General features: G+C 50.4%; 22 protein-coding genes. 8 read left to right on the top strand and 14 right to left on the bottom strand.

What is annotated here, in order from left to right:
* The first annotated feature begins 9 nt into the window (after positions 1-9).
* A complete protein-coding gene (locus KDW_RS10175) occupies positions 10-669 on the top strand; it encodes an alpha/beta hydrolase (RefSeq protein WP_151755844.1) in 660 nt (219 codons plus the stop codon).
* A gap of 75 nt (positions 670-744) precedes the next feature.
* Here KDW_RS10175 and KDW_RS10180 read toward each other — a convergent pair whose 3' ends face one another.
* A complete protein-coding gene (locus KDW_RS10180) occupies positions 745-3180 on the bottom strand; it encodes a serine/threonine protein kinase (protein ID WP_162005115.1) in 2436 nt (811 codons plus the stop codon).
* Between the two features lie 356 nt (positions 3181-3536).
* On the opposite strand from KDW_RS10180, the gene KDW_RS10185 reads away from it, so the two are divergent.
* Entirely contained in the window at positions 3537-7142 is a 3606-nt protein-coding gene (locus KDW_RS10185; RefSeq protein WP_162005116.1) for a BACON domain-containing protein, read from the top strand.
* 368 nt (positions 7143-7510) lie between these two features.
* Here KDW_RS10185 and KDW_RS10190 read toward each other — a convergent pair whose 3' ends face one another.
* The gene (locus KDW_RS10190) at positions 7511-8395 is read right to left on the bottom strand and encodes a deoxyribonuclease IV (RefSeq protein WP_151755847.1); all 885 of its coding nucleotides are present in this window, start codon (positions 8393-8395) and stop codon (positions 7511-7513) included.
* Positions 8396-8443: 48 nt separating this feature from the next.
* Entirely contained in the window at positions 8444-9031 is a 588-nt protein-coding gene (gene scpB, locus KDW_RS10195; RefSeq protein WP_151755848.1) for an SMC-Scp complex subunit ScpB, read from the bottom strand.
* A 276-nt stretch (positions 9032-9307) separates the two neighbouring features.
* Between scpB and KDW_RS33755 the strand changes: the two genes are divergently transcribed.
* Both KDW_RS33755 and KDW_RS10205 read left to right on the top strand, forming a co-directional pair.
* A complete protein-coding gene (locus KDW_RS33755; protein WP_233097666.1) occupies positions 9308-10288 on the top strand; it encodes a peptidoglycan-binding protein in 981 nt (326 codons plus the stop codon).
* Positions 10289-10613: 325 nt separating this feature from the next.
* A complete protein-coding gene (locus KDW_RS10205) occupies positions 10614-10931 on the top strand; it encodes a hypothetical protein (RefSeq protein WP_151755849.1) in 318 nt (105 codons plus the stop codon).
* Positions 10932-10989: 58 nt separating this feature from the next.
* Here KDW_RS10205 and KDW_RS10210 read toward each other — a convergent pair whose 3' ends face one another.
* The 3 genes from KDW_RS10210 to KDW_RS10220 form a co-directional block, all read right to left on the bottom strand.
* Complete coding sequence (locus KDW_RS10210) at positions 10990-12117, bottom strand: FtsK/SpoIIIE domain-containing protein (protein ID WP_151755850.1); 1128 nt, start codon at positions 12115-12117, stop codon at positions 10990-10992.
* Positions 12118-12133: 16 nt separating this feature from the next.
* Positions 12134-14485 carry an FtsK/SpoIIIE domain-containing protein gene (locus KDW_RS10215; protein ID WP_151755851.1) on the bottom strand — a complete coding sequence of 784 codons (2352 nt, stop codon included), beginning with the start codon at positions 14483-14485 and terminating at the stop codon, positions 12134-12136.
* Positions 14486-14717: 232 nt separating this feature from the next.
* Positions 14718-16118 (bottom strand): transposase, encoded by a 1401-nt coding sequence (locus KDW_RS10220; RefSeq protein ID WP_151755852.1) that lies wholly within the window; start codon positions 16116-16118, stop codon positions 14718-14720.
* Between the two features lie 214 nt (positions 16119-16332).
* On the opposite strand from KDW_RS10220, the gene ubiG reads away from it, so the two are divergent.
* Positions 16333-17076, top strand: coding sequence for a bifunctional 2-polyprenyl-6-hydroxyphenol methylase/3-demethylubiquinol 3-O-methyltransferase UbiG (gene ubiG, locus KDW_RS10225; protein ID WP_151755853.1), 744 nt, complete (start codon positions 16333-16335; stop codon positions 17074-17076).
* Between the two features lie 13 nt (positions 17077-17089).
* Here ubiG and KDW_RS10230 read toward each other — a convergent pair whose 3' ends face one another.
* The 7 genes from KDW_RS10230 to KDW_RS10265 form a co-directional block, all read right to left on the bottom strand.
* Positions 17090-17680, bottom strand: coding sequence for a helix-turn-helix domain-containing protein (locus KDW_RS10230; RefSeq protein WP_151755854.1), 591 nt, complete (start codon positions 17678-17680; stop codon positions 17090-17092).
* Between the two features lie 35 nt (positions 17681-17715).
* Complete coding sequence (locus KDW_RS10235) at positions 17716-18465, bottom strand: RNA polymerase sigma factor (RefSeq protein ID WP_151755855.1); 750 nt, start codon at positions 18463-18465, stop codon at positions 17716-17718.
* Positions 18466-18915: 450 nt separating this feature from the next.
* Positions 18916-19863, bottom strand: a complete 948-nt coding sequence (locus KDW_RS10245; protein ID WP_151755857.1) for a ribose-phosphate diphosphokinase — start codon at positions 19861-19863, stop codon at positions 18916-18918.
* Between the two features lie 212 nt (positions 19864-20075).
* Positions 20076-21164: a tRNA preQ1(34) S-adenosylmethionine ribosyltransferase-isomerase QueA gene (gene queA / locus KDW_RS10250; RefSeq protein WP_151757331.1), complete on the bottom strand. Its 1089-nt coding sequence runs from the start codon at positions 21162-21164 to the stop codon at positions 20076-20078.
* The gene (gene ruvB / locus KDW_RS10255; protein WP_151755858.1) at positions 21161-22192 is read right to left on the bottom strand and encodes a Holliday junction branch migration DNA helicase RuvB; all 1032 of its coding nucleotides are present in this window, start codon (positions 22190-22192) and stop codon (positions 21161-21163) included. The genes queA and ruvB overlap by 4 nt, the downstream gene beginning before the upstream one ends.
* 231 nt (positions 22193-22423) lie before the next feature.
* Positions 22424-23029, bottom strand: coding sequence for a 5-(carboxyamino)imidazole ribonucleotide mutase (locus tag KDW_RS10260; RefSeq protein WP_151755859.1), 606 nt, complete (start codon positions 23027-23029; stop codon positions 22424-22426).
* A 7-nt stretch (positions 23030-23036) separates the two neighbouring features.
* Positions 23037-24200: a 5-(carboxyamino)imidazole ribonucleotide synthase gene (locus KDW_RS10265; protein WP_198925240.1), complete on the bottom strand. Its 1164-nt coding sequence runs from the start codon at positions 24198-24200 to the stop codon at positions 23037-23039.
* A 169-nt stretch (positions 24201-24369) separates the two neighbouring features.
* Here KDW_RS10265 and KDW_RS10270 point away from each other — a divergent pair, with 169 nt between their 5' ends.
* From KDW_RS10270 to KDW_RS10280, 3 genes are read left to right on the top strand one after another with little or no spacing between them, the layout of a single operon-like run.
* On the top strand, positions 24370-24591 hold the full coding sequence (locus tag KDW_RS10270) for a carboxymuconolactone decarboxylase family protein (RefSeq protein WP_151755861.1): 222 nt from the start codon (positions 24370-24372) through the stop codon (positions 24589-24591).
* Between the two features lie 36 nt (positions 24592-24627).
* On the top strand, positions 24628-24897 hold the full coding sequence (locus KDW_RS10275) for a carboxymuconolactone decarboxylase family protein (protein WP_162005117.1): 270 nt from the start codon (positions 24628-24630) through the stop codon (positions 24895-24897).
* A 36-nt stretch (positions 24898-24933) separates the two neighbouring features.
* Positions 24934-25173, top strand: coding sequence for a hypothetical protein (locus KDW_RS10280; RefSeq protein ID WP_151755863.1), 240 nt, complete (start codon positions 24934-24936; stop codon positions 25171-25173).
* Between the two features lie 111 nt (positions 25174-25284).
* On the opposite strand, the gene ychF is transcribed toward KDW_RS10280, so the two are convergent.
* Entirely contained in the window at positions 25285-26454 is a 1170-nt protein-coding gene (ychF, locus tag KDW_RS10285; protein WP_151757332.1) for a redox-regulated ATPase YchF, read from the bottom strand.
* Between the last annotated feature and the right edge of the window lie 74 nt (positions 26455-26528).

Consider the following 26528-nt stretch of genomic DNA (forward strand, 5'->3'; position numbering starts at 1 on the left):
GCCATACAAATGAATACAAACTCTATTCCTGCATTCACTGATTTTGTGCACCGTTTTGTACCAGCCAGTGCTCCAGAGGGGATTTCACCCTCGACGCTACCAACTCTCTTGCTGTTGCATGGGACCGGAGGGAACGAAAATGATCTGCTGGATCTGGGACGCATGCTGGTTCCTGGTGCGGCACTGCTGAGTCCACGTGGCAAGGTACTGGAAAATGGGATGTCCCGCTTCTTTCGTCGGCTGGCGGAAGGGGTCTTTGATGTCGAGGATTTGCAGCGGCGCACGCATGAACTGGCCGATTTTGTACAGGCTGCCAGTGAGGCATATCATTTTGATGCTACCAATGTTATTGCGATCGGCTATTCTAATGGAGCAAATATCGCGGCCAGTATGCTGCTATTGAGGCCTGGAGTCTTGCGAGGAGCTATCTTGCTCCGTCCAATGGTTCCTTTTGTCCTGGATGAATTGCCTGATCTCGCAACTACGCCTGTTTTTATCGGCGCGGGCCGTGCCGATCCGATCGTGCCTGCAAAACAGACCGAACAATTGATACAACTACTCCAGCAGGCTGGCGCGACAGTAACGGCGCACTGGCTCAATGTCGGTCATGGCTTGAGTCACGAGGATATTCGTGGAGCGAGATCCTGGCTGGATCAACTTCAGCGATAGCTTCATTTTTTATACAAAAAGGGATTTCCCGGTAAGTGACTACCAGGAAATCCCTTTTTGTGATGGTATTGTTTTCTAGCCTTGAATGTCCCAGATTTTAGCGTGGCTAAAGACGGCTGTGGTGATGGTATTGTCGGCAGTATCAACTCCGGTATCATTGCCTCCGGTGGCCATGACGCCAATATCTCCGGTGTCAAAGGGAGCACCGAATGGATCGGTGACTGTACTGACCTTTTGCTTGTTAAGGTAGAGAGAAATGCTCGTACCCTGCGCCACAACTGCCAGGACATTGGTAACGTTGTTGCCTTGTTTAAAGGTGGTCAGGGCCTGCTTACCATTTTTGTAGCCATCTATATAGTTGATGCAGCCTATCGTGTAACATTTTTGTAGTGAGTAGTTGCCACTACCAAATATTTCAAAGAAATAGTATTGTTTGGTATCACTATTGGCACGGAAGATAATGCCGGCTCCGCTAAAACGCTGACCAATGTTGGTGATGTTCATATTAACCTGATAGGTAAAGTTGCTGTGAGGATGCTGCGGTAGAAAACAGGGCGTTGGTGCCAGGTTTGACCCGTCGACTTGATAGCCCTTGTCTGTGATGGTGCATTTTCCTCCAGTTACACCAGTTGGATCAACGCCTTCTTGCCAGTTATTGCGGTTGTTGGTCAATGGATCATCCAGAACAAGTTTGCTGGTCCCGTTTGGAAGATACGTATTGGTCATGTCTATTTTGGCTTGCGCGGTCTGGGTGGCCTGGATAGATTGCTTTGCCTGTGCCGTTGCCAGGGCGTGAGAAGCGATACGGGTGGCTCTGGCATTTTGACGTTCGAGTGCCGTCTCGTGTGAACCATTGAACATTGAGATTGCGAAGATGCTGCCGATAATAAGTAGTATCACAAAGGCCACAATAATAATGTTCCTGGTACTGAGATTAAATTTTGCTTTTGTTTGTGCTAGCGACCTGAAGGTGTTTTTACTGGAATTCGCCGCTGGTTGTTTGTCACCAGAATTGATAGCTCCCGGAAGTTGTCCGCTGCCTGTCAATGGTTTGGATTGAAAACCTGTTTCAGTCCTGTTCGCTTGAAAAGGCACTCCAGTAAAACTGGTTTGATTGGATGCCATAACTTTCCTGGTAGCTTCTGTGGAATGTATTGGTTTGGCGGGTGTTGGATGAATACCTGCGAGCGTCATATGGCTTCCCTGAGGAAGGGGACGTGATCCGCCTGACAGAGGTTGCGAGGATGAAGGCGTGGGCATATTAGCCTGTGATCCAGTTCCTGCCGGGAATATTGGCATATTTGTCTGGGATACCTGGCTGGGAGAGAACTGCCGCGCTGCCTGGCTGGGAGAGAACTGCCGTGCTGACTGGCTGGGAGAGAACTGCCGAGTTGTATTGGGATTGGCTGATGGCGCTGGAGGTTGAGCGGATACCGGGTAGCCAGACATACTGGGCTGGGAATTAGCTCCGGGCGGGATGATACGTACGCCTGACAACGATTGGTGTGTGGTCGACGAGACATTGGGATTGGATGCTGGAAACGTTGGTAGATTGGTCAGCGAGTTGGATTGCATTGGTGTTTTGTTTGGTTGGGCTGGCCGCGGAAATGCATTAGAGCGCCTGTCTGCAAGTAATCTTGCATCCATTGATGTACTGCTTCCCTTATGGCTGGCAGTTGCGCGCGAAGGATAATGTTGATTAGACATAGAGGCTTCTTCCAGGGCCTGGGCAAAGTCGCGTACATGTAAAAAGCGTTTCTGGGGATCTTTATCAAGCGCCTGCATCACTACCGCTGCAACTTGTTTTGATGTTTGCGGTGCTTTCTCAAATATTGATGGAGGTGGTGCGAGGACCTGTTGACTGGCGACTTCAAAGAAAGAACCCTCAAATGGACAGGTACCTGTAAGCCATTCATAGGCGATGACGCCCAGCGCATATTGATCGCTGGCGGGACGTGGTTTTCCTTGTAGCTGTTCCGGAGCCATATATGCGGCGGTGCCAGCGGTCTCGGTTGGTGAGCGGGAGATAGTATTGTATGCGATTAAGGCCAGCCCAAAATCTGCCAGTAAGATTTCATCGTTCGTGCTTAAAAGCATATTTTCGGGTTTGACATCGCGATGGACGAGTTTTTTATCATGCCCGTATTGTAGTGCCGCCGCTGTTTGCTTGATGTATGGGACAAGCATAGCCGCTGGCAGTGGACTACCTTGCAGGAAGCGTTGCCGAAACGTTCCACGTGGAGCATAGTCCATGACCAGGAAAGGAGTATTATCCTGGACGCCGAAGTCGAGCACACGGATGATTGAAGGATGGACCAGATGCGCAATGGTCCGGGCTTCATTGAGAAAGTTTTGAATGCTGCTTTCTCCCAGGCGAACCTGCAGAATTTTGATCGCAGCCTGGGTGCGCAGGTGGATATGTTCGCCCAGATAGACGTCGGCGAATCCTCCTTGCCCAAGTAAACGTAATAATTTATAATTACCTAATTGTTGACCAATGCGGTCTTCCATACATATCTCCTTCGGCGCGTCACACATGATTGTCGTCTCATCCTACTATAAAACGAATTTGTCACCAGTTAGTAGCTCATCCGTTATATATGCAGTACGTAAAGGCTATCTTATTCCACATAGGTGTTATTCGGATAGATAATATGCGATTTTTGTCCATTTGGTGCGTTATGATAAGTAGAGTTGACAGTGTTCATCTTCTTCCGTACACTTCATATATAGGGCTGCGTGCCTTTTAATGTGAGGTAAGGGGGCGACAACTTTTGAATAAAATGTATTGTCCACACTGTTCTGCGCCATTGCCTAAGAAAACATCTGCGTATTGTGCTTTGTGTGGTGAGGCTTTTTTGCCCACCATGGCATTTGATGATGCTCTCGATGTCACTGAGGCTGTTACCAGACATGGAAGTTCAGCTCCTGCGTTTCATACTCATGGTGAGGGATTTTCGCCTGTGCAGGAAGATGTGGACCAGATAAACACACAGAAATACCCGCGCCCTTTGCCGTCTTCGCACTCTCTACTCTATGGAACGAGTGAGGAGTCACGTCGTCAACTTACCTGGCAAAAAGTAGTTGAAACCCCCCGCCGACCAATGCCTACTTATCCGCCACGGCCTCCCTTGCCGCCTCAGTCTTTGCCGATCTTACGCCATATTCCTTATGGCTGGTTTGTTATTCCCCGAATGCTATTTGGGCCTAGATTAATATTCTGGGTCTCGCTGGTTCTGGTGTTGCTCTTAATTGGTGGTGGCACATTGGGAATGGTTGAGGCTTTTAAAAATAGTTCGGATGCCACTGGACTGCCCTCGGGACCCAGCCTGCAGGTGAGTCCATCAAGTGCTGATCTGGGGACTATTTTGTCCCTGAGTGGTACGGGTCTGTCTCCTCGTACGCAAATCGGCCTCTTTCGCGATAATGCCATTCCTATTATGGATACCAATAATGCCGCTGCTCTTTTTACAGATGATGATGGGGCGATCAATGATACGGTAATTATTGGTTCGGATTGGGGTGGGGGTCTGCATACCATCACCTTAGAGGATGCACATACCCATCGCTATATCTCTACTCCTGTACAGGTGACGGGCAATATTGGACCATTGCGGCCCGCTCATTTCAAAATATCTGCTGATGCCATTGATTTTACGGCTGGAGATCAAGCGACCAATACATTAAAGAAGATCTCATTATCAAATAGTGGGGCCGGCCAGATAGCCTGGCAGGCGACAACTACTCAGCCCTGGTTAATGTTGAGTCCTCCGAGTGGCATGCTGTCGAGCGATATGCCACCAACCGATATAATAGTGGCCGCCACGCGTGCGAACTTACAACCCGGAGATTATGCTGCTCAGGTGGTCTTTTCTTCCAGCGCAGGTGATCTCCGTGTGCCAGTTAAGATGCAAGTCTTGCCACTAGAAGCCAGTCACCAACCTGTGCTGCAATTATCACCAGCCGTGCTTTCGTTTACCGGTACCGATGGTGGTAAGAATCCTGATCCACAGGCCATTACGGTCAGTAATCCAGGTGCGCTCCCGTTGAATTGGAAGGCCGCTGCGGATGTACCATGGCTAAAGGTTGAGCCACAAAATGATCAGGTCCAACCATCTATGAGCTCATCCGCAACCGTGAACATTGATACCAGTTCGCTCTTACCGGGAACCCATAGTGCCCATCTGACCTTTAAGGCCACCGGACCTGATGCGGTGCTCCACAGTCCTCAGACTGTCTATGTTAGTGTGACGATTACCCCTAACTGTGGAGTACTTGTCTCGCCGGGATTGCTGAATTTGTCCAGTACGCAGCAGCAAGGCCGGGTTTCGCAAGCGCTTTCTCTGGGTCAAACTGCCAGCTGTTCTGGCTCCGTGGCCTGGAAAGCAAAGAGCAATACCAGCTGGCTGACAATTGATCAGAGTCAGGGAAAGACCCCTTCATCCCCGTCTGTTACTGCAAATGTTGCGACATTAAGTCCGGGTACGTACAATGGCTCGATTACGTTTACGTCTGGTCATGGTAGTCAGGTATTGCTGGTCAGTTTGAGTGTGTTGCCAGCTAATGCCCCGGTTTTGAGTCTGGGTCTCTCAAATTTCTCTTTTAGCGCCAATGCTGGCGGCAGTAATCCACCTGCTCAACAACTCGTCCTGACGAACACAGGTGGGACCGCACTTTCCTGGTCGGCGTCTGCCGCCGCACTTTCCGGGGGATCCTGGCTTTCTTTGGATAAAACTACAGGACAACTGGGCGCGCATCAATCGACGACGGTAAGAGTACAGGCGGGCTTGCTGAATACATTGACCGCGAATACCTATACTGGAATGATCCGTATCTCTGCTGTCGATGCGTCAGGTCATCCGCTGTCAAAGAATGCGCAGGTTGTGCCGGTGAGTTTTGCGGTTGGCGCTGCCTGTTCTCTGCAGGTGCCTGCTCAGGCATTAACTTTCTATGGATATGCAGGTCAGGCCAATGGAAGGGTGCAAAATAATGCCAAAACTACCCAGGCGCTGACTATGACGGCGGGTAGCTCATGTAAGCAGGCTTTGAATTGGAAGGCAAGTGTGAGTACCCTTGCTGGCGGCTCCTGGCTCCATGTCGCGCCGGCTACGGGACGACTGGCTCCAAATGCGTCGGCGGCAACGCAGGTGAGCGTGTCTTTGACAGGAATGAAGGCAGGAACCTATGCTGGCAAGCTACAGATTGTGGCTATGGATAGTGGCAATCAGAATAAAGTCCTGAATACTCAGACCATTGATATCTATCTGAATGTGCAGCCGCCATGTACGTTGCAAGCGCCTTCCGTGCCATCTTTGAATTTCTCTACGCCGGGAAACGTTGCATCTGCTACACAGACCATCAAAATCGGTGTCATCGGGACCTGTGCGGGTGGCAATGTTTCAATTGTGCCTACCACCGTTTCTTTATTGACGAAACCCTGGTTGACGATTTCGCCCGCAAGTGCTGTGATTCAAAGTGGTGGTAGTGCTACTTTTACCGTGACTGCGAATACAGCTGGACTGGCCAGGGGCAGTCAATACACCAGTTCAGTCTCTTTTGCGGCCCTGGATGCGGGTATCGCGATTGTGGGGAGTCCTCAGTCTCTTCCGGTTAGCCTGAGTCTGGGTGGGACCCCTAAGCTTACGGTGGGTCCTTCGACGTTAAATGTGAATGTTTTACCTGGCAAGGCGACACAACCGATTGCCATCAACAATGAGGGAGACGCGGCCCTGGATTGGACGGCGTCGTTACAGGCTGGCACGGCTGCCTATTTTTCGCTCTCGAATTCTGCGGGCCAACATTTAGCGGCTGGTAGCAGTACTACCATTGCCCTATTGATGGATACGACCAATGCCGCGCCTGACAATTATGTCGCCAATGTTCTGGTCAGCGCTACCAATAGTGTGACTGGAGAAGATGCTGGTAGTGTGAAGCTTCCTGTCACGATTACTGTCGTCGCTCCCCCGGCTATGCAGATTGATCGCACGCGTCTTGATTTTAATGCTATCGAGGGGAATGATCCTGCCGATCAGTCCATCACGATTAGTAACAGTGGTGGTGGCACGATTAACTGGACCGCTTCTGCTCCTGATCAAGCCTGGTTGAAGCTGGGCTCTAGCACAGGAGTCGCGAATGGCAGTACTACTTCAACGCTGGTCTTCAAGGTCAGTACGAGTGGCTTGACCGCAAGCACGCAGGCGTATACTGCATCTGTGCTGCTTACACCATCGTCAGGTAATGCTGTCACGATCCTGGTGAATTTGACTCTGAGCTCGCCCCCCCCGCAGCCTGATCCTACTCAGCCGCCAGCTGGAACTCCGCAGGCACAGATTACGCCCACTGTGCCTGTGACCTATGCAGCAACCCCTACTATCATAGCTTTTACTACCCCCATAGCGATCCAGTCACCCGCTGGCTCACTCCAGACGCCTGCTTCGCGTCCCTTGATTAGTAATGGAACGAAAAAACGCTAAGGCATCAAGATGAGAAAATGTAACTGATCAAGATTTCTGGAGGGTTGCTGACGTTCCTCAGAGATCCTGTATAGCAAAGAATAATAAGATAGAGAAAGAGTGAGGCGTGGGCCGATATATCTAATCTGGAACAAATAAGCTCACAATCAGAAGCAAAATACCAAGAGCAAGACTAATTCCTAATATCGCAAGAGCGTAGACAACCACAGCAAAACGTTGCAAGTCAAGAGAACCAGGGAGTCGAATAGCTAGATAGATGATCGATATGATTATGCCTGAGAGGATAACTCCAAGGCCCGAGCGAAAGAGAAATGTTTTCATCGAATCTTTCTCCAGAATGTTGCTCGAAGTTGTTGTAAATATACCTGTTAACTTTCAGGCATGAGTGGGTAGCCTGCTAGCTCCCTGGCTTTGGCGATCTCTCCGCTATCATGGAGCCAGTCTTCTTTGCCTTGTTCATCCAGTTTGATGGGTGTTTCCATGAGAACCGCCACATGGGCCAGGCGGGGATCCTGCAGGAGGGTGCGGAGTCCTTCTTGTCCGATAATGCCTTCGCCCAGCCGCGCATGCACATCGCGATGACTGCCAAGAGCTTTTTCGGTGTCGTTAAGGTGGAGGACCTTGAGGCGCTCTAATCCAAATGTGTCGCTACATTGTTGCAGCACATGCCGCGCCGCAGGAGTCGTGGAGATATCATGACCGGCTCCCCAGAGATGCGCAGTATCCAGACAGACACCGAGGCGCTCTTGATACTGTGGTAATGCCGCCAGAACGGTGCTCAGATGCTCGAAGCTGTGTCCCAGTGAATTGCCAGCTCCGACATCATTCTCCAGCAGCAGCATGACCTCTTCAGGCGTCTCTGGCAGGATGCGTTCAATTGCCTGAATAATACGGGCTAATCCAGCCTCAATGCCAGCTCCACGATGGCTACCTGTATGGAAGACGATATAGCGGGCTCCCAGTAAGGATCCACGCTGGAGTGTCCAGGTTAATAAGGCAATCGATTTTTCCCAGATAATATCATCGGTTGTGCCCAGGTTAATCAGGTATGGAGCATGCAGCACCACAGGATCTAACTGGTGGATACGTGCGGCTTCGGCAAAGGCTGCGCATAGCTTTGCATCATCGGCTGGCGGTCGCCAACCGGTGGGATTACTGGCGAAAATCTGGATGGCTTCACAGCCAATCTCCCGGGCTGTCTGGGCAGCCTTAACCATCTTAGAATTTGTCGGCATATGGCGACCAATACGCATGGATCTTTGTTCCTTATGTTATTTTTTATAATTCACGAATTTATCAACTCACGGCTGCTTCTCTGTGTTTACCGCCGCCGCTTGCTCGGTCTCTGGCCTGGTTATCTGTACTCCTGGTAGCTCCTGTAAAGATGTCAGACCGAATTGCTGGAGGAAGTCTGTGGTGGTTGCAAAGAGGGCTGGACGACCAACGGTAGGGGCACGCCCAATCTCTTCAACCAGTCCCTGTTGAAGCAAACTGATCAACGCTCGATCGCTATTGACGCCACGGATCCCTTCGATCTGGCTCCGCGTGATTGGTTGTCGATAAGCAATAACTGAGAGCGTTTCTAATGCTGCCGCAGTCAGCCTGGCAGATAGTGGGAGCCCTAGTAAAGCCGCCACATAGCGTGCATTCTCAGGCGCCGTCACCAGCTGAATCTGCTCTCCCAATTGTTGCAACCGGATCCCCCGGCGTTGCTGCGCCAGTTCAAGTGCTAATACCTGGAGTGCGTCATTTAATTGTTCATCATTCAGCGCCAGCAACTTCCGCAGTTCGCTACGTTCCAGGGGCCTGCCTGCGACAAACAACAAACTCTCAATAGCGGCCGGAAACTCTTTGCGCCGCTCTTCTACCTGCTTATCCTCATCCCGCATCTGCTGTTCCATTGTAAGGGAAAGTATATCACGCCAGACAAGCCATCCATGAGTTGAATCTCAAGCGTTAAATTGATTGTAGGCTATATTATTGGTGTTCTTTTTTATAGAAAAGTGGTGCTTATAGCAAAAAAAAGTGGAAGTATCTAAACCTGTATCGTAACACTGGTTTTATGGGCAATATTGATATATTATTATTCATGTATGTATTGACCTATCTATGCTAATCAAAAAAATTCTGTAAGAACTTTTATTAAGCCTTCGGAAAGGATGCCGATGAACAAACAACTTTTGCACCGTTTTGGTGGTTTTGCTTTGCTCTTTCTGATCTTGAGTAGTGTGATGCTGGTTATGCAACCTGCCATCGCTCAAGCTGCCTCCTGGCCTGCTTACAGTCGCGGAAGCAATGGTGAAAATGTGCGGAGTCTGCAATATATGCTCCGTCAACATGGTTATAACATTGCCGCCGATGGTGATTTTGGTCCAAATACTGAGTCTGCTGTCAGGAGTTTTCAGAGTTCTCATGGATTAGGAGTTGACGGTGTGGTTGGCTCGCAGACATGGCCACGACTGATTGTGAACACGCAACAGGGGAGCAAAGGGAACGCGGTGTTCGCACTGCAACGCCAGCTTAACGCCCATGGTTTTAGTCTAAGTATTGATGGCGATTTCGGTTCTCATACAGGCGCGGCAGTCAGACAATACCAGAGTTCTCATGGTCTGACTGTGGATGGAGTTGCCGGACCCAATACCTGGCTTAGCCTATTGGGTGGCGGTAGCAATGGCGGAGGTGGTGGAGGTGGATCCTATAATGTGTCGCATAGCCCGACCATTTCTGCAGGTTTCATTAATCAGGTGCTGGCCTACTATGGTTCCCCGGCTCAGGGTACAGGACAGGCACTCTATAACTATGGGGTGTCCTATAATATTGATCCGGTTTACGCTCTGGCCTTCTTCCGCATTGAGAGTTCCTTTGGTAAAACCGGTGTTGCCCGTGTGACTAAATCTCTGGGCAATATCCGCTGTGCCTCGGGCTACACTTGTTACCAGGGGTTCCGCAAATATTCGAGCTGGGAAGCTGGCTATGCTGATTACTATAGCCTTATTCGCAACTATTATATTAATAGACGCGGCCTGACCACAGTCGATCAGATTGTGCCGGTTTATGCTCCTGCCAGTGAAAATAATGTGAGTAACTATATTCATGAGGTCAAAAAGGCTGTTGATACCTGGCGCGCTGGCCGCATCCAGGTTTGATGCAGAACTCCAGTCTGAAACCCGTTTAACGTTATACTTTTCATGGTTACAAAAAGAGAAGATAGACATACTTGCAATGAGGCAGGTCCATCTATCTTCTCTTTTTGTTATCAAAATAGCGTACGGCAATTTTTAACTACTTAAATAAACGTATTACATATAATGACAATAAATTAATCATAGAACAGGATTGAGTGATTCATGTTGACTAATGTAATATAGAATGCTATAGTGATCTATGAAAAGTTCTTTAATCTGCGTTTACTTGTTGAGAGAAACGCAGGATGGACGTAGATATGTCGTAGTGTTGAATCAGGGAGGGAATATGTCCTCAGTAACAAATACACCTGTAACGGTAAACGGAGCCGGGGGCTCAATCAATATTATGGATCTTAATGGGTTGCATTATTCATTAAATCAGTTGATCAGTATTCATGGTGAACTGCAATCATTGATTGAGCATGGTCTGCCTACATTAAATAATGCGCTTACAGCTTCAGTGCATGGCACGACTGTAGATTCTTATGTGCACAATTATTCAACATGGCTGCACTCGCTCAATAGCATTTCGAGTGATATGCAGGCTTTGTTCACGTACCTCAATCCGATTGTGTCGGCCGTTGACCATACCCTTGGTATGTAATAGGGGATCCTGACCCACTTCAAACGAAGTGGGTCATTCCACTAAATGGTTGCCGAAATTATTGTTTTGACTGGCTCTGCTGAATCTGTTGCACTGCATATTTTAACTGCTCATAGCGCTCCGTTTCGCTGGCACCACTTACGGGCAGGGCTAATTGGATATGGTGTGCCTGTCTATCCTGGGTGACGAGGAGCCCACGTCCTGGTATAGGATCCATGGGATAGATGCGCCCGAAGAACTCTGCGCGTTGCTGCTCGTTAATAAAGAGACTGATCCGGGTGCTAATTTTATTTAACAGGTCGGCTGGTAAATGGCGCATGCCGCTTTCCGCGGCGGTGATAACGGTATAGGCTCCCAGGGATCGTGCTTCGGCGATGGCAAAAATCAGTTTTTTCAATGCCTGGCTGGCTATGGGGCGCTCGGTAAAGCGTTGGTACTGGCTGACAATCAGTAGCAGCATCGGCAGATCTTCCCCGGTCGTCCAGAGATGGCTGAAGGTATCATCGGTCCAGTGTTGATGGTTGTAGCGTTTGCGGCGTTGAACCAGCAGGTCGGTGCAGTGCTGAGCGAGCTGGACAATCTCTTCGTCTGTGGCTCCATCAGTCCATAGATTATTGCCTGCGTGATCGTATACATGTGGCAATGTGCGGAACAGGTCCAGATCATGGTTGGGATCGACGATGGCACAGATAAGTTGTGAGGCCCGGTAGCGTGTGGTCAGCCAGAGTAGTAATGTCTGTAGCGCACTCCCCTTTCCACTATTCAGCGTCCCTAGCAGCAATAGTGGCCCACCAGTTAATGCTCCTCCACTCCCATGGAGATCCACTATCAGCGTCTCTTGCTGTTGATTTTCGGGTTTATCAATCAATCCCAGCGGTATTTGCATCGATGGCCTTTGCTTCTCCTGTGGAGCTTGTTGCAGCATTTCTTGTATGCTTAAGGGAACCAATGCCTGGCGCGAACTGGTTCCTGGCTGTGATTCATGCTGAAAGAGCACCAGTGGATCAGGCAGGATGCGAACCTCGGGTGCTGGTAGTGGCTGAGGCCAGTAATAGATCCCGTCGCGTCTGGCGTCGTTCGCTGTATAGGTCTGGCAGATTTGCTCGATCAGGATATCAGCAGCTTTCAGTGGCTTTTGTTGCTGGTACATAGGTAGATGTGGTGTTGGCTGGATATGAATGTCCATAGTTTTTGTTCCATCACTATTCTTTGCTGGCTACGTAGATACTTTTTTGTTGCTTTGTGGTATAGAGATTCTGGACAAATGGCGTGGTCGGCAGCGAAATGCGGGCTGCCTGAAAAAGGTCCAGTTGATTGTCTCCATGAAGTAGATAACCCCGGCCTGGAATACTGGCTGGTAGCGTTGCGGCGTCAACTCTCCGTAATACCTCGCGGCTATCTTCTGGCGAGGCACAGCGCAGACACAAACGATACTGCACATAGTCACGCATCTTACTCCCGATAACTCCTTCTGGTCGCTGGGCGGCTAATAACAGATGCATGCCGATCTCACGACCGACACGGGTGATGGTGAAGAGTTCTTCAAGTACGTTCTCAGTACGCTTTGCCATCTCCGCAAACTCATCAATGATGATAATCAGTCGAGGTGTGTGTTGGTCTTCTTTCAAACGGATCTCACGTCTTTTCGCTTCAGCTTTGAGCATGGTAATAAAGCGTTGTATCAGCGCCTCTGAGGAGACATTAGACAGAAAGCCGATAGTATGGGGCAGATGACTGAATGGTTCTAAGGCCAGGCCTGCTTTATAGTCGATCAACAAAAAATTCACTTCTCCAGGTGGATATGCTATCGCCAGTGCCGCGATAATCGTTTGTAGTAACTCGCTCTTACCTGATCCCGTCTGGCCGATCAGTAAGCCATGTGGCCCGTCCTTGAGCAGATCCAGATATTGAATCTCGTCCGCCATTTTGAGTCCAATCGGGATACGCATCAGGGGAGTTCCGTCCGGGGTGCGCAGGGCGGGATCGCGCCAGTAGGAAGTGGGATTATACCTGGTGAGATCGAGTTGGGGCTCGAAAAGGGTACAGAGATCAACCTGGGTGCGTAGCTCCAGGCGTTTGGGGGTGGTGGGACGAAGTTGATGAAGCTTGCGAGCAAAGTAGTGTAATGCTTCACGTGAAACATAATCCAACCATTGACATTGGAGCGCGGGTGGGGCATCAGGTTCAAGATAGCGGATCTGCGCCTGGAGCTGATCGCTATGATCCAGTGCGCTACATATCTCTACCAGCGTGGTTGTGCCTGGTGGTATCTCGCTCTGTTCTTCACAGATCGTGATGACTGATACTCCGAGTTGCCGTGTGGCATTCAGGGCCAGGGTCATTTCTGGACGTTGTAATGGCTCGACGCTCTGGCGGCCATGGTTGGTTGTATCTGAGGCGGTGGGCCTGGATGGAATTCTGGCCAGTGGAAGAAACGCAGGGGGTTGATATAGATCGCTTGTATGGTCAAAGTGATCCACTATGATGACCAGCCGTGGCAGGATAGCGCTGGCTTTTTCTTGCAGGTGCGGTTGAATATCTCCTGCTAACAGTTCGCGCCGACTCACCTCGCGTGAAATACGTGGCAGGAGGTTGAGTACCGCTGTGTTGCCGATAGCTACGGCGTGCTCTTGCAGGGTGTTCGCATTCTCTTCACTGCTGAGTCTGGGATCATAGAGTTGTGTATGTGGTAAATATTCTGCCCAGCTCCAGGCTTCACGCTGGCTTTCCGGGGTCAGGATCATGATACGCACGTCTTCTGGCGAGTGGTGGTATGCCAGGTGTGCAACCATGAGCATGGCTTGCTGACGAGCTTCTGAGAGCCATATATCTGTACCTGAGATGGCCATTGTGCCCTGCCCGTCCAATGGAATTGTAATGGGAGCGATCAGCGAGGTATACTGCCTGGCTAATTCTTCAAGTTCGTTCCATTGTCTGGTTTGTATCGGTCCGGATATGTCATTCGATGGTGTGGACGTGCGTCGGATGGTAAAACCTGGTGCTACCTCACCCATGCCGATACGCACCGCGAGAAAGTCCGGATCATCGGGTCGGCGTGCCCAGAGTTGTACATCCTGATTATTGAAGCTTCTTTGCAATATGGTTGTGTATTGGAGCTGATCATAGATGTGGTCAGGCATGGGAGTTGGCATGACCAGGGGTGGATCTAAGCTGAGGCGTCCTTGCCTTTCTTGCAGGCTTAACCGGTGAAGTTGTTTTTTGACGGCAGCGATTTTTTGTGCATAACTATGGCTTAACCGCCGTTTTTGTCGCCGTGCTGGTATCCAGCGAAACAGGAAGTTGAGGAGCGTTCCGATCATGACACAGCTACTCATGATAAAGATGCCTATGATGAAAAAGCCATTGCTGCCGAACCGGGGCATGATAATGATGTAAGCACACATCCCGGCCATACTACAGAGGATGGTGATCAGCGTGAGTGGACTGGTGGCGTTGTGGTTTTGGGGTGGATTGGGCAGCTCGATGGTTGTCCGGCTAATCTCTGGCCAGATACGCGCTTTCCGCGTAATCGTAGATAATGGTTGTTTGGACACGCCCGCCCCTCCTCAACATAACCCTGCACAAATCGTTGTAGTATCGTATGCCATCTTAACAAAAATTAGCTGTCCAGGCAAATTTCATCTAAATATCCCTATTGGCTTTGCCCATGGGTACTGCATCTGGTATATTGAATTTGTCAGTTATGGATAAGGGTGTGTCTGAAAATCACTGCTATGGGGCACTTCGTCGACAGACTTTCGCGCCTGCGGCGCTCAAAATCATGAGTTATCCCGAATTTTGAGAACGGACGTTCAACCCTTGATGGAAGGCTGTTGAGGGTTGAACATTCCAGGCAAATAAAAATACAGGTCGGATCTCTTGAAAGAAGCGGCTTAAAGCCCATCTGAGACGATAGATGGGAACTTTCGCTTCTTTCTGCTTTTTCACTGTTCGATGACAATACTCACGGAAAATCCATGTAATGATATCTCTGTAATCATCATCTAAAAGATGCAAAAGCAATGAATGGACGAGCGATATGATATGAAAAAACTTGTTACGCTTCTCCTTCTTCCAGATGCGAATCGTTTCAATCGCCAATTCACTCTTTTCATAGCGAAACACGGTTTCTACTTGCCATCTTCTGCAGTAGGCTTTGTAGATCTTCCATGCTTGCTCTTCCGTCTCAATGCATCGATTCGTCACTAAATACCATGGTTCTCCTCCTCTTCTTACAATCACAACCCATAATGTTTCTGAATAGGATGCATGTCGTACCTGCATCCAGGTAATCCCTGTCTTGCGATTCTCATGCTTTACTGCATCCCAAATCATACGATGATCTCTTGATCTTTTCTTCTTTCCTAATTGACCTAATGAGTTCTCTTCCCCATTTTCATCAAAAAAATGATGCCCTTTCTTCCATCGAATCACGAAATCAACGTGCCGCCTCCACATCATCTCTAACCATGGACCACCAGCGTATCCCCGATCAAACACGTGCAATACATTTCTTCCCCACTCCCTCGCTACTTTCGCTAACATTTTTTCCTCTTCCTCTTTGGTCGTTTGAGCATCTGGACCTCTTCTACTCCAAAAGTCCATCATTGCCAGTGATGGCTTCCCTTTCTCTCCTACAACCACACACGCTGTCCACTCGTATCCTTGCACAATGATCGGTTTTCCTCCTGGCTGATTAAATATTCCCTTCCGCGATTTTTTTCGCCTTGCTGCTTTACTTGACCGAACTGCACACAAATCTTCTGCTTTTTGGCTCTCTGGCTTTTCTATCTCACTTCCGTCCCAAACGACGAGAATCTCCTCTCCCTCTCTCTTTAACTCTTCATATCGCTCTTGGGCCTGATTCCATTGGAAGATCCTGATCAGCTCTTCACTCCATTTTTCCGATGTGAGCAGGCGATGAATCCTCTTTTCTCCTGCTGTCGCTTGTCTCCCGCTGAGCATGGTTGACCCTAATTCGCTGACCATCAATCCTGTTGACTGATTTCTAGCTTCGATAATGGTTCGGATCAGCTGGAAGAATGTCCGCACTAACCGCTTATCCACATACGCGTCTAGCGGCCTGGCAAGCGGCTCCAGATATTCTTCCATCAAGCTGGTAACTCGCTGCAATTTTTCCTGCGCCTCTTGCCGCTTTGTTCCTGCTATGGCATACTTGAGTGACATCGATGTTCAAAGACCTCCTGCTTGCGTTTTTTTTTGGTAGTGCAAGTATAATTCAGGAGGTCTTTGTTTTCTTCTTTTCACCCCTTTTTTCTTACTCGAACACATGTTCTCAAAATTCGGGATAACTCATGGAAGTATGGGCATTTTAGTGCCCGAGTACGGCTGATCGCGACGTTCCCGATCAGCATGCACCCTGAATGAAAGCAGGTTACATATGTCGCAACGGACACAGGTACCTTCTCAGAATGAGATTTTTTCTGACTATGGATGGTATGAACAAAGAAATTTGCTTTATCGCCTGACTGCGGATCGCTGTAATTATATTGAGTCACGCATCGAGCGTGTCTTTGGCTGTTCTGCCCTGGCCCAACAGGAAATATTAGAGGTTGGTTGTGGCGGTGGTTTGATTTGTCGCGAGTTAGCACGCCGGGGTGCCGTCATGACAGGATTGGATCCCTCTGAACCATCTTTAATTGGTGCGCGTCGCTATGTACAACAGGGACAGCTGGGACACAATGTGTCTTTTGATCTGGGTTCCGCTGAAGCCTTACCCTATGCGGATGGGAGTTTTTCCGCGATTGTCTGCCTGGATGTTTTAGAACATGTTCAGAATCTGCCCGCCACTATCCATGAGATTGCTCGTGTGCTGGCTCCCGGCGGTATTTTTATCTTTGACACTATCAATCGGACTTTCCTGGCACAACTGGTATTGATCTGGATTGGTGAGCGCTTCTTCCAGAAACAAGGCCTGGTACCAGGACTTCATCAGTATGCTTCTTTTATTAAGCCAGACGAGCTCCGAGCTCTGTTGACGCAGAACGCATTGCAGATTCATGAACTGACTGGCTTTATGCCAAAGCTGGTTGAGGGACGCTTGACCCTTGCTCCTGGTTGGTTTAAGGGCGTTTCTTATATCGGGTATGCCACAAAAGGAAGGTCGGAACGGAGCGACTCTTAATGAGGCGCTGCCATTATTCTAACCAGAACTGCTGATCTTCTTTGGACATGGTACTGCGTGCGATGGCGTCAGAAAAGCTCTGCTTGTGTGGTCCTTGCTGGGCATGGCGGGCGGCTTCACGGGTCTGACGACGATTCAAGGTGATCGCTGGCTGACTTTCCGTCAGCGAGCCACTAAATTGTTCGATACTGACCTGGAAAAACTGGGCCAGCCGCTCTAATTGACGCTGGCTTAAGCTGACCAGCTCAATCGCGCCGCTTTCAAATTTGTTCCAGACATCAACGCTCAGGCGTAGCCCTTTGGCAGTTTCAATTTTACTCAGACTGCGACTTTTGCGTAATTCGGTCAGGGTCGCGAAGGCAGGATCCATGTCAAAAACACGTTCAAGGGCACTATTCAGAGCACGCTCAGTCAGCGGTAGCAGGCTTACCTGTGGATCGATCGGCTCATTGCCGCCGGTAGCCTGATAGCCCGCGATAAAATCGATCAGTTCATCCTGTTGTGTGGGATGCTCCTGTAGGAGGCGCATCTGGGCCCGGGTGTCGCCGGATTCCTTTGCAGCGATCCAGGCCATTTTTAAGTGTCGTAATTCGGGAGTGTTCATTTGAGTACTCCTTTCCGTTTCCTTTGTGGTTGGTATTATGATTGCTGCGATAGTGCTGATGAATATGGATTATGACCTTCTCTTATCACACATTCCCGTAGATAGCCGCGTGCGCGCTCATACCGCAGACGTACTGTGCGCTCGGTCTTTTTACAGACGCCAGCAATATCATCCCACTTGAGACCTTCAATCGCTCGCAGGATCATAATCTGGCGATCGAGCGGATCGCGCAGGTATGTTAAAATGCGCTGACTTTCATCCTCGGCATGCAGTTCTTCATACTGGTCGCGTGGATCTGCAACATCCGAAGTGGGCTGATTTTCATCATCCGCCGCCGCTGGTCGCAGGGTTTCCACCAGTGCGCGTGGCACATGCTGTGGTCGGCCCGCTGGACGCCCTTCCGCATCGCGACGATAGCCCAGTCCTTCTTGACGCAGGACACGGTTAAATTCGTCGACACAGAGACAGCGTAGATAATGGATAAAATTCTGTGTGATAAATATTTCGTCAGGATCTTGCGCCTCGCGTAACAGGTGCTCACCCATGTTCGCGATCGCTTCTTCCCGTAATTCCGGTCGATGGCGCAGTCCCTGAGTGTGACGCTGAAACGCTGGTGCACAACGTTGCAACAACACTTCACAGAGAAAACGCAATCCAGCTCTATTGTTCGCAACCTTCAATGCGCGAATATTTTTAACAAGCTCACTTTCACCAATCTCATAGCGTCCCTCTGCTGTCCGACGGTGTAAGCGCTCCTGAAGCGCAGGATCACTCAGGTCGATCATTCAGTCCCCCAAAAGTAGTACTACGGTGGTTCGCTTTAGTGGCTCCTACCAGGTCTATTCTTCTTGAATCATCAAAAGCGGAAATCTTCGTTATGTGTCTTGTTCTAGGATAACAGAAATTGCGGAGCGTGAAAACCCATTGCGTAGCGGCAGCGCTGGTCGCTGCGACCTATTTCGCGTATGAGCAAGCAACGCCATACACAAAATCCCCTCGTGCGTTTTAGACGCGAACGGGTCATTGCTACCAGGGATATGTTTGTACGCCGAGAGGTAGCAGCGGTTAGCGCTGCTGTTATGGCTCATACGCGGAACGGGGGCAACCGTGAAGGCTGCCGTTACGTCGGGGTTGCTTATTCATACGTGGAACTAGCGCAGCGACCAGCGCTGCCGCTACGGGACGGGAGGGGGTGAGCTCCGAACCATGCATCATGCTGGTTCGGAGCTCATGGGTTAGATGGTGTTGTCGAATAAGCTGCTGACCGATTCTCCATTGTGATTGCGGCGAATGGTTTCCGCGATCAGGGGAGCCATGGACAGGACTTTCATGTTGGGGAGGCGCTTCTCTGCGGGTATGGGGACTGTGTTGGTGGTGACAATTTCTTCGATATCGGGCTGGCTTTTGAGGCGCTCGATGGCTTTTCCGGTGAATAGTCCATGCGTACAGGCGACGAAGATGCGGCCGACACCACGGCTACGTACATGCTGCAGGATCTCCATAATGGTACCACCATTGGCGATCTCGTCGTCAATAATAATCACATCTCGGTTGCTGACATCGCCGACGATGCTATCAATCACCACTTTATCGTCGCTCAAGCGCTTTTTACTGCCGGCGGCGACTGGTAGGTTGAGGAGACGGGCGAAATAAGTAGCCGATTTGGCGTTACCCAGGTCCGGCGAAACGACAATGCCGTTGGTTAAATGGTATTGGCGGAAATGTTGCGCCAGGACGTTGAGGGCGTTAAGATGGTCCGTGGGAACACTGAAGAAGCCATGGACCTGCGGAGCATGCAGGGCAACGGTGATAACACGATTCGCTCCTGCTGTTTGGAGCAGATCGGCGACCAGTCTACCTGCAATCGAGATACGCGGAGCGTCCTTTTTATCCGAGCGGGCGTAGGCGTAGTAAGGGATGACTGCTGTCAGACGTGCCGCGGACGCACCACGGGCTGCATCTAGCATAAATAGCAGCTCCATCAGGTTCTCTTGTACAGGGGTAACAAGTGGTTGGACCAAGTAGACATCACTTTCACGGCAGTTCTCATTCATTTGAACATAGAGGCAGTCGTTACTGAAATGTTGGATGTGGGTTGGTGAAAGCTGAAGACCCAGATATGCGCTGATCTCCCGTGCTAGATCGGGGTGCGCATTGCCGCTAAAAATAGTAATGTCACGCATAGACTTTATCCTTATACTCCTACTCAAGGTGTGCAATGAAGTCAACAGGGCACAGAATATCGAAGAAAAGTATCTGACGATTCTTCTCTTTTCGTTTGCGTTCGGTGGAACTTACCTTTGCTATTGTGACACTTGTATTATTGTAACGTCAAGGTGCGCGCCGTAAAGTCCTTGATGGATTCAACATATGCATATGTTGCTGCTTTTGTTTGTTAAAGCAGCAACATGGCGTCGCCAAAGCTGAAGAAGCGATAACGTTCCTGGATAGCTTCTTGATAAGCACGCTCCATTAATCCTTTTCCCATAAATGCACTGACCAGCAGGAGCAGGGTTGAGCGTGGAAGATGGAAATTGGTGATCATGGCATCGACGGCCTGGAATCTGGTGCCGGGAGTGATAAACAGGCGTGTATCACCTTTGTAGGCGGCGATCTTTCCGTCGTGGAAACTGGCCACGCTTTCCAGTACCCGGACCGAGGTGGTACCAACGGCGATCACACGGCCACCGGCTTTCTTTGTTTCGTTGATCAGCTCGGCAGTCGCGCTATCCAGCTCGATTTGCTCACTATGCATTTTATGTTCACTGACATTCTCGTGCTCAACCGGTCGGAATGTATCCAGTCCAACATGGAGTGTGACGAAGCCTGTGCGTACACCTTGCTGACGCAGGCGCTCCAGGAGTTCCGGCGTAAAGTGCAGACCCGCGGTGGGTGCGGCAGCCGAACCTTGAATACGCGCATAGACGGTCTGGTAGCGTTCCTGATCCTCTAGCGTCTCATGAATATAGGGTGGTAGCGGCATGCGACCGATCTCGTCGATACGCTGGCGTACCGTCAGGATTTGATAAGGATCATCAGGATTGCTGTTTTCCTGCCCAGGTACCTGGAAATGGACGATGCGTCCACCGGCCTCGGTGCGTTGCAGGATTTCGCCAATCAGGCGCGGTGATTGATCCTGGGCTCCGAAGTAGATGCGGGCCCCTTCACGCAGGCGACGGCCCGGTCGGACCAGGGTTTCCCAATGGTCTGGACCCAGATCACTCCGCTCGGCGAGCAGGAGTACCTCGGCCGCTCCTTTTGTTTCAGCTCGATAACCCAGCAGACGTGCTGGAATAACCCGGCTCTGGTTGGCGATCAACAGATCACCTGGTTTAAGATAGTCACCGAGATCGCGAAAATGGCGATGTTCCAGTGCCTCTGTTTGGCGCTGGACCACCAGGAGCCGTGAGGCGTCTCGCGGCTCGATGGGGGTCTGCGCAATTAACTCTAATGGTAGCTCGTAATCAAAATCACTTATTTTCAGGGTGTTATCCACGAAGTTAGTCCACCTTCTCCACCTGGTGGCGTAATGCCTAGATGCTGATATGCGGCCCGCATGGCGATACGGCCACGTGGGGTGCGCGCAATAAAACCTAATTGTAACAGATAAGGCTCATAGACGTCTTCAATCGTTTCTGAATCCTCGCTGGTACTGGCGGCCAGCGTATCTAATCCAACCGGACCACCATTAAATTTCTGGATAATTGTCAGAAGCATGTTGCGGTCGGTCTGATCGAGTCCGATCTCGTCGACTTCCATGGCGTCCAGAGCGGCTTTGGAGATTTCTCCAGTGATGACACCGTCACCGCGCACCTGAGCATAGTCACGGACACGCTTAAGCAAACGGTTCACAATACGCGGAGTACCTCGGGCACGTCCGGCGATCTCGTTAATACCCTCTGCTTCCGCTGCGACCTTCAAGATGCGGGCCGAACGGCCTACGATCAGTCTTAAGGCATCGATATCGTAATATTCCATCCGATAAATCGCACCAAAACGATCACGCAGGGGAGCGGTCAATGAACCGACCCTGGTCGTCGCCCCTACTACGGTAAAAGGAGGCAGGGAGAGCCGCAAAGATTTCGCGCTTGGACCTTTGCCAATCATAACATCCAGGGCAAAGTCTTCCATAGCGGAGTAGAGTCGCTCTTCGACGGCGCGTGCCAGACGATGAATCTCGTCGATGAAGAGAATTTCTCCGGGTTGCAGGGAGGTCAGAATTGAGGCTAGATCACCGGCATGCTCGATGGCTGGACCCGAGGTTGTACGCAGGTTGACACCCATCTCGGCGGCGATAATATTACACAGAGTTGTTTTTCCCAGTCCGGGTGGACCATAGAGCAACACGTGGTCCACCGATTCATTACGGCGACGTGCGGCTTCCAACAAAATACTCAGATTATCTTTGATTTTTTCTTGACCGACGTATTCAGACAGGCGTCGAGGACGCAAGCTTCCTTCGATCAGTTGCTCCTCTTCGCTAATGTTTGGCGAAACGAGGCGGTCCCCCATATCTCTCTCCGATATGAAACTAGTGTTCTACAACGTGTGATTGCCATTATATCAGAGTTAACCATGCACGTCGAGTAGGTTCGGCCCTCGCGGCCGATTGCGTGAAGCCCCAGTTCCCGCGTAGGTTCGGCCCTCGCGGCCGATTGCGTGGAGCCCCGGTTCCCGCGTAGGTTCGGCCCTCGCGGCCGATTGCGTGAAGGAAACCAATCGACCGCGAGGGTCGAACCTACATTATTTTTGATAAGCGTTGAGCTTGCTTTCCAGGGTTTGATTCTGGGTCGCTACGCGGCGTTTGCGTTTTTCGGCATAGGCCTGGAGCCGTTGTTTGATGGTGGGCTCTCCGATGGCCAGTTCTTTGGCGGCATGGATGGCGGCATTGACGGCACCGGCATCACCGATCGCCATCACCGCGACCGGAGCACCTTCGGGCATCTGTACCATTGAAAGTAGGGCATCAATCCCTTTGAGGGCTCCCAGATCGCGTGGCACACCGATCACTGGTAGATCTGCGCGCAGGTCGGCGATATTGCCGGGCAGGTGGGCGGCACCGCCGGCGCAGGCGATAATCACCTGGACCGAGTCTGGCAGATTGTCGATATGCTCTACAACGGTGCGCAGGTCGCGATGGACCGAGTTGATTTGCACCAGGCAGGGAATGCCAAACTCATGGCGTAATGTATCGACCGCCTTCATCATCAAGGGCAGGTCCGAGTCACTACCCATGGTAATTAATACTTTAGGCTCGCCTTGCGCACTGCTGCCAACACCCTCGGGAGACACCAGCACGCCATGTTCCTGGTTGATAGCTGCAAGTACCGCTTTTTGATCCTCTGACATATGCTACTTATATCGAGAGCGCTGCCCTCGCCTCCTTTGCTTGTCTGTAAACCTGGTCGAGCCCATCTCCCACTACCGTGATATGTCCCATTTTGCGATCAATTTTTGTCTCACGCTTGCCATAGATATGTGGGAAGACATGCTCATGATCGTAATCCTGTGCCCAATGTACTTCCGCTGGTCCGTTGCGTTCACCCAGAATATTCTCCATGACGGCGGCTGGATACAACATGGTGGTGGGCGTAAGGGAAAGATTGGTGACGGCGCGCAGGTGTTGTTCAAATTGCGAGGTCTGGCAGCCTTCAATGGTATAGTGACCGGAGTTATGCGGGCGGGGCGCGATCTCGTTCAGCCAGATCTTTCCCTCTTTATCCAGAAACATTTCGACGCCGAAGATGCCGATACCTGCCAGCTTATCAATGGTCTCGCTGGCGATTTTTTGCGCTTCTTGCTGAATATCTTTTGTGACTGGTGCTGGTGCCAGGACGCTCAGGCAGATATCGCGCTCATGCAGCATCTCCACGACCGGGAATGTCGAGGTTTCTCCTCGTTCGTTACGAGCAATCATGATACCAAGCTCTTTATCCAGATCCAGGCACTTTTCAATATACAGTTCACGATCCCCGAGCCGGGCCAGCGCGCTCGCGATATCGGCGGGTCCATTGATGCGGGCATTACCACGTCCATCATACGCATCTTTCTTTGCCTTCAGGACCAGTGGATAGCCCCATTGTCGGGCGGCTTGCTCGATATCTGCGGTCGATGAGACCGAGAGGTAGGGAGCAACAGGAATATTATGGCGGGCCAGAAATTCTTTTTGCTCAAATTTATTCTGGATGATGGCGAGTAATTCCGGCGAAGGATAAATTTTCATACCCTCATCCTGCAAGTCCTGCAAGGCCTGGGTATTGATATGTTCTATTTCATAGGTCAAAATATCCGTACGGTCGGCCAGTTGACGGAGGGCAACAGGATCCTTCAAGCTGCCGACAATCTGTTCAGCTACCGTGGAGGCTGGACAGGCAGGGGTTGGATCAAGAACAACGACCGAGGCAAAGCCTAGCTTACGGGCCGCTTCACTGATCATCAATCCCAACTGGCCACCACCAATAATGCCAATCCGGGTTCGGGCAATAAAATCTGCTTCTTGAGTAGGTTGTGCTATATTCACAGGTCTGATCTCCTTTGCGTCGCTCATTCATTGTAGACATGAGTGCGGAATAGTGTCAATCCACACTACTACCCCCCCTTTTTTCTGGATCACTCCTGCTTGCGCACAACTGATATGTTTCATAGAATAGATAGGGATTGTCTATCTTGATTTTGTGAGGAGGTTGTCGATGCCGCGCATCCAACCTGATGACTCGGTTCAGTTACCCGCGTTTGCTACGGCTGGTAGTTCTACGATGACGTCTCTTTTTCAAACCATGGCGCATCGTCCAGATATTATGCAGAGCTCAATGCAGTTAGTGGAAGCGGCTATGCGGGGCGGTACTGTCGAGCCACAGTTAAAAGAATTACTTGCTATTCGCGTCTCTCAGGTGAACTCTTGCTTCTATTGAGAGACCGCACATACTGCCTTGGCAAGGCAGATGGGATTGGACGAGGCGCTGCTTGACGCTCTTTATCATATCGATCAAAATCGACATTTGTTTACTGAGCGCGAGTTGATTGCCTTGCGTTATGCGGAGATTGTTACGACCAGCGCTCGCGATGTTGATGAAGAATTGTGGGATGAACTCCAGTCGTATTTCGATGATGGCGAAATTGTTGAACTTACTACTGTGATTGGAATCTTTAATTTCTTTAATCGCTTTGCGGATGCTTTAAAACTAGATGAAGGCCAGGAGCGTGCGCCAGGAAAATAAGTTGTGTTGCACGTGGCCATTGAGGAGCTGAGACGAATGCCTACTACTGAAGAAAAATATCAGGCACTTTTAAAAGATTTGAATGAGCTGGGGGTATATTTACATGGGCGTGGCGATAAGACGAATGCCTTATCTCAGCAGTTTGCTGATAACGCGAAAAAGGATTCCTCCAATCGCGAGTTTGATTTGAGCCAATCGCGGATGCTGGATTATCAACACCACCTCTGGCACGAGATCGGGAATCTCGTCGATAAATTAATTAAACAATACGATTAAGCGCACACCTCGCGCCTGCGGCGCTCGCCATTAAAATAATGGGGGTGTTGGTGGTCGGGGCAACTACCCCGACCACCAACACCCCCATTATTTAGAAAGAGATGACTGGATTTATTTGCCGACGTTGAAGCGGAAGTGGGCGATATCGCCGTCTTTGACGATGTATTCTTTACCTTCCAGGCGCAGGACGCCTTTTTTGGTGGCGGCGGCAAATGAGCCACACTCGATGAAGTCGTTGAAATGGACGACTTCGGCGCGAATAAAGCCGCGCTCGATGTCCGAGTGGATTTTGCCGGCGGCTTCAGGGGCTTTGGCTCCCTGCGTAACGGTCCAGGCTCGTACCTCGTCTTCACCGGCGGTCAGGAAGGTGATGAGATTGAGCAGGCGGTAGCCAACCTGGATCACGCGGTCTGCACCGAGTTTTGGCAGTCCCAGCGATTCCAGATATTCTTGCGCATCCTCTTCTGGTAGCTCTGATAGTTCAGCTTCAAGACTGGCTGAGACGGCGGCTACTTCGGAGCCCTCGGTTTTGGCGCGTCTGGCTACTTTTGCGATGCCTTTTAGTTCTTCACTTAACTTGTCCTCTGCAAACTCTTCGCCTGCGTTAATCTTGTCCAGCAGGTCGTTGGCTTCGCCCAGAACCCCTTCGCTGACATTGAGTACATACATGCGTGGTTTCATGGTTAAAAGGAAGAGTTCTTTGAGCAAGGTATGCTCAGGCTGACCCAGTTCCAGTTCTTTAACCAGTTTAAATTCTTCCAGTGCTTCCTGAAAACGTTTGAGAATCTCTACCTCTTGCTGATATTTTTTATCACCGGACTTGGCGGCCCGCGCTGTACGCTCCAGGCGGCGTTCAACGGATGAGAGATCGGTGATCATCAGTTCGGCGTTCAGGCTTTCCAGGTCGCGATAAGGGTCGATGCTCTCATTGATATGGGTTACGTTATCATTGGCAAAGGTTCTCAGTACGACTGCCAGCGCATCGGCATTGCGAATATGTCCCAGAAATTCGGCGCTCAGCCCTTCTTTTTTTTCTTTGGCGACCTGGGAGGCCTGACCCATGCCGGCCACGTCTACAAATTCTACCGTGGTCGGTGTGACTTTCTTTGGCTGAAAGATGTCGGCTAGCGGCTGCAAGCGGGCATCAGGAACCTGAACTACGCCCACGTTTGCCTGTACAGTGCTGGTGGCATAGCCCCCGATTGGCGCGCCTGCCTGGGTTAAAGCATTAAATAAACTCGTTTTGCCACTCTGCGGCAAACCGATAATTCCTATTGTCAGAGCCATATGCTGTCTTCCTTCTCCTTAAGTATCTATCGCTGGCACATATTGTACCTCAAGTAGTAATCATCATA

Source organism: Dictyobacter vulcani, assembly GCF_008974265.1.
GTDB classification, from domain to species: Bacteria; Chloroflexota; Ktedonobacteria; order Ktedonobacterales; family Ktedonobacteraceae; genus Dictyobacter; species Dictyobacter vulcani.

Excerpts from the sequence above, each read along its gene's own strand:
- KDW_RS10175 (WP_151755844.1), top strand. The coding sequence starts at position 10 with ATGAATACAAACTCTATTCCTGCATTCACTGATTTTGTGCACCGTTTT.
- KDW_RS10180 (WP_162005115.1), bottom strand. The coding sequence starts at position 3,180 with ATGGAAGACCGCATTGGTCAACAATTAGGTAATTATAAATTATTACGT.
- KDW_RS10185 (WP_162005116.1), top strand. The coding sequence starts at position 3,537 with ATGGCATTTGATGATGCTCTCGATGTCACTGAGGCTGTTACCAGACAT.
- KDW_RS10190 (WP_151755847.1), bottom strand. The coding sequence starts at position 8,395 with ATGCGTATTGGTCGCCATATGCCGACAAATTCTAAGATGGTTAAGGCT.
- scpB (WP_151755848.1), bottom strand. The coding sequence starts at position 9,031 with ATGCGGGATGAGGATAAGCAGGTAGAAGAGCGGCGCAAAGAGTTTCCG.
- KDW_RS33755 (WP_233097666.1), top strand. The coding sequence starts at position 9,308 with ATGAACAAACAACTTTTGCACCGTTTTGGTGGTTTTGCTTTGCTCTTT.
- KDW_RS10205 (WP_151755849.1), top strand. The coding sequence starts at position 10,614 with ATGTCCTCAGTAACAAATACACCTGTAACGGTAAACGGAGCCGGGGGC.
- KDW_RS10210 (WP_151755850.1), bottom strand. The coding sequence starts at position 12,117 with ATGGACATTCATATCCAGCCAACACCACATCTACCTATGTACCAGCAA.
- KDW_RS10220 (WP_151755852.1), bottom strand. The coding sequence starts at position 16,118 with ATGTCACTCAAGTATGCCATAGCAGGAACAAAGCGGCAAGAGGCGCAG.
- ubiG (WP_151755853.1), top strand. The coding sequence starts at position 16,333 with ATGTCGCAACGGACACAGGTACCTTCTCAGAATGAGATTTTTTCTGAC.
- KDW_RS10230 (WP_151755854.1), bottom strand. The coding sequence starts at position 17,680 with ATGAACACTCCCGAATTACGACACTTAAAAATGGCCTGGATCGCTGCA.
- KDW_RS10235 (WP_151755855.1), bottom strand. The coding sequence starts at position 18,465 with ATGATCGACCTGAGTGATCCTGCGCTTCAGGAGCGCTTACACCGTCGG.
- KDW_RS10245 (WP_151755857.1), bottom strand. The coding sequence starts at position 19,863 with ATGCGTGACATTACTATTTTTAGCGGCAATGCGCACCCCGATCTAGCA.
- ruvB (WP_151755858.1), bottom strand. The coding sequence starts at position 22,192 with ATGGGGGACCGCCTCGTTTCGCCAAACATTAGCGAAGAGGAGCAACTG.
- KDW_RS10260 (WP_151755859.1), bottom strand. The coding sequence starts at position 23,029 with ATGTCAGAGGATCAAAAAGCGGTACTTGCAGCTATCAACCAGGAACAT.
- KDW_RS10270 (WP_151755861.1), top strand. The coding sequence starts at position 24,370 with ATGCCGCGCATCCAACCTGATGACTCGGTTCAGTTACCCGCGTTTGCT.
- KDW_RS10280 (WP_151755863.1), top strand. The coding sequence starts at position 24,934 with ATGCCTACTACTGAAGAAAAATATCAGGCACTTTTAAAAGATTTGAAT.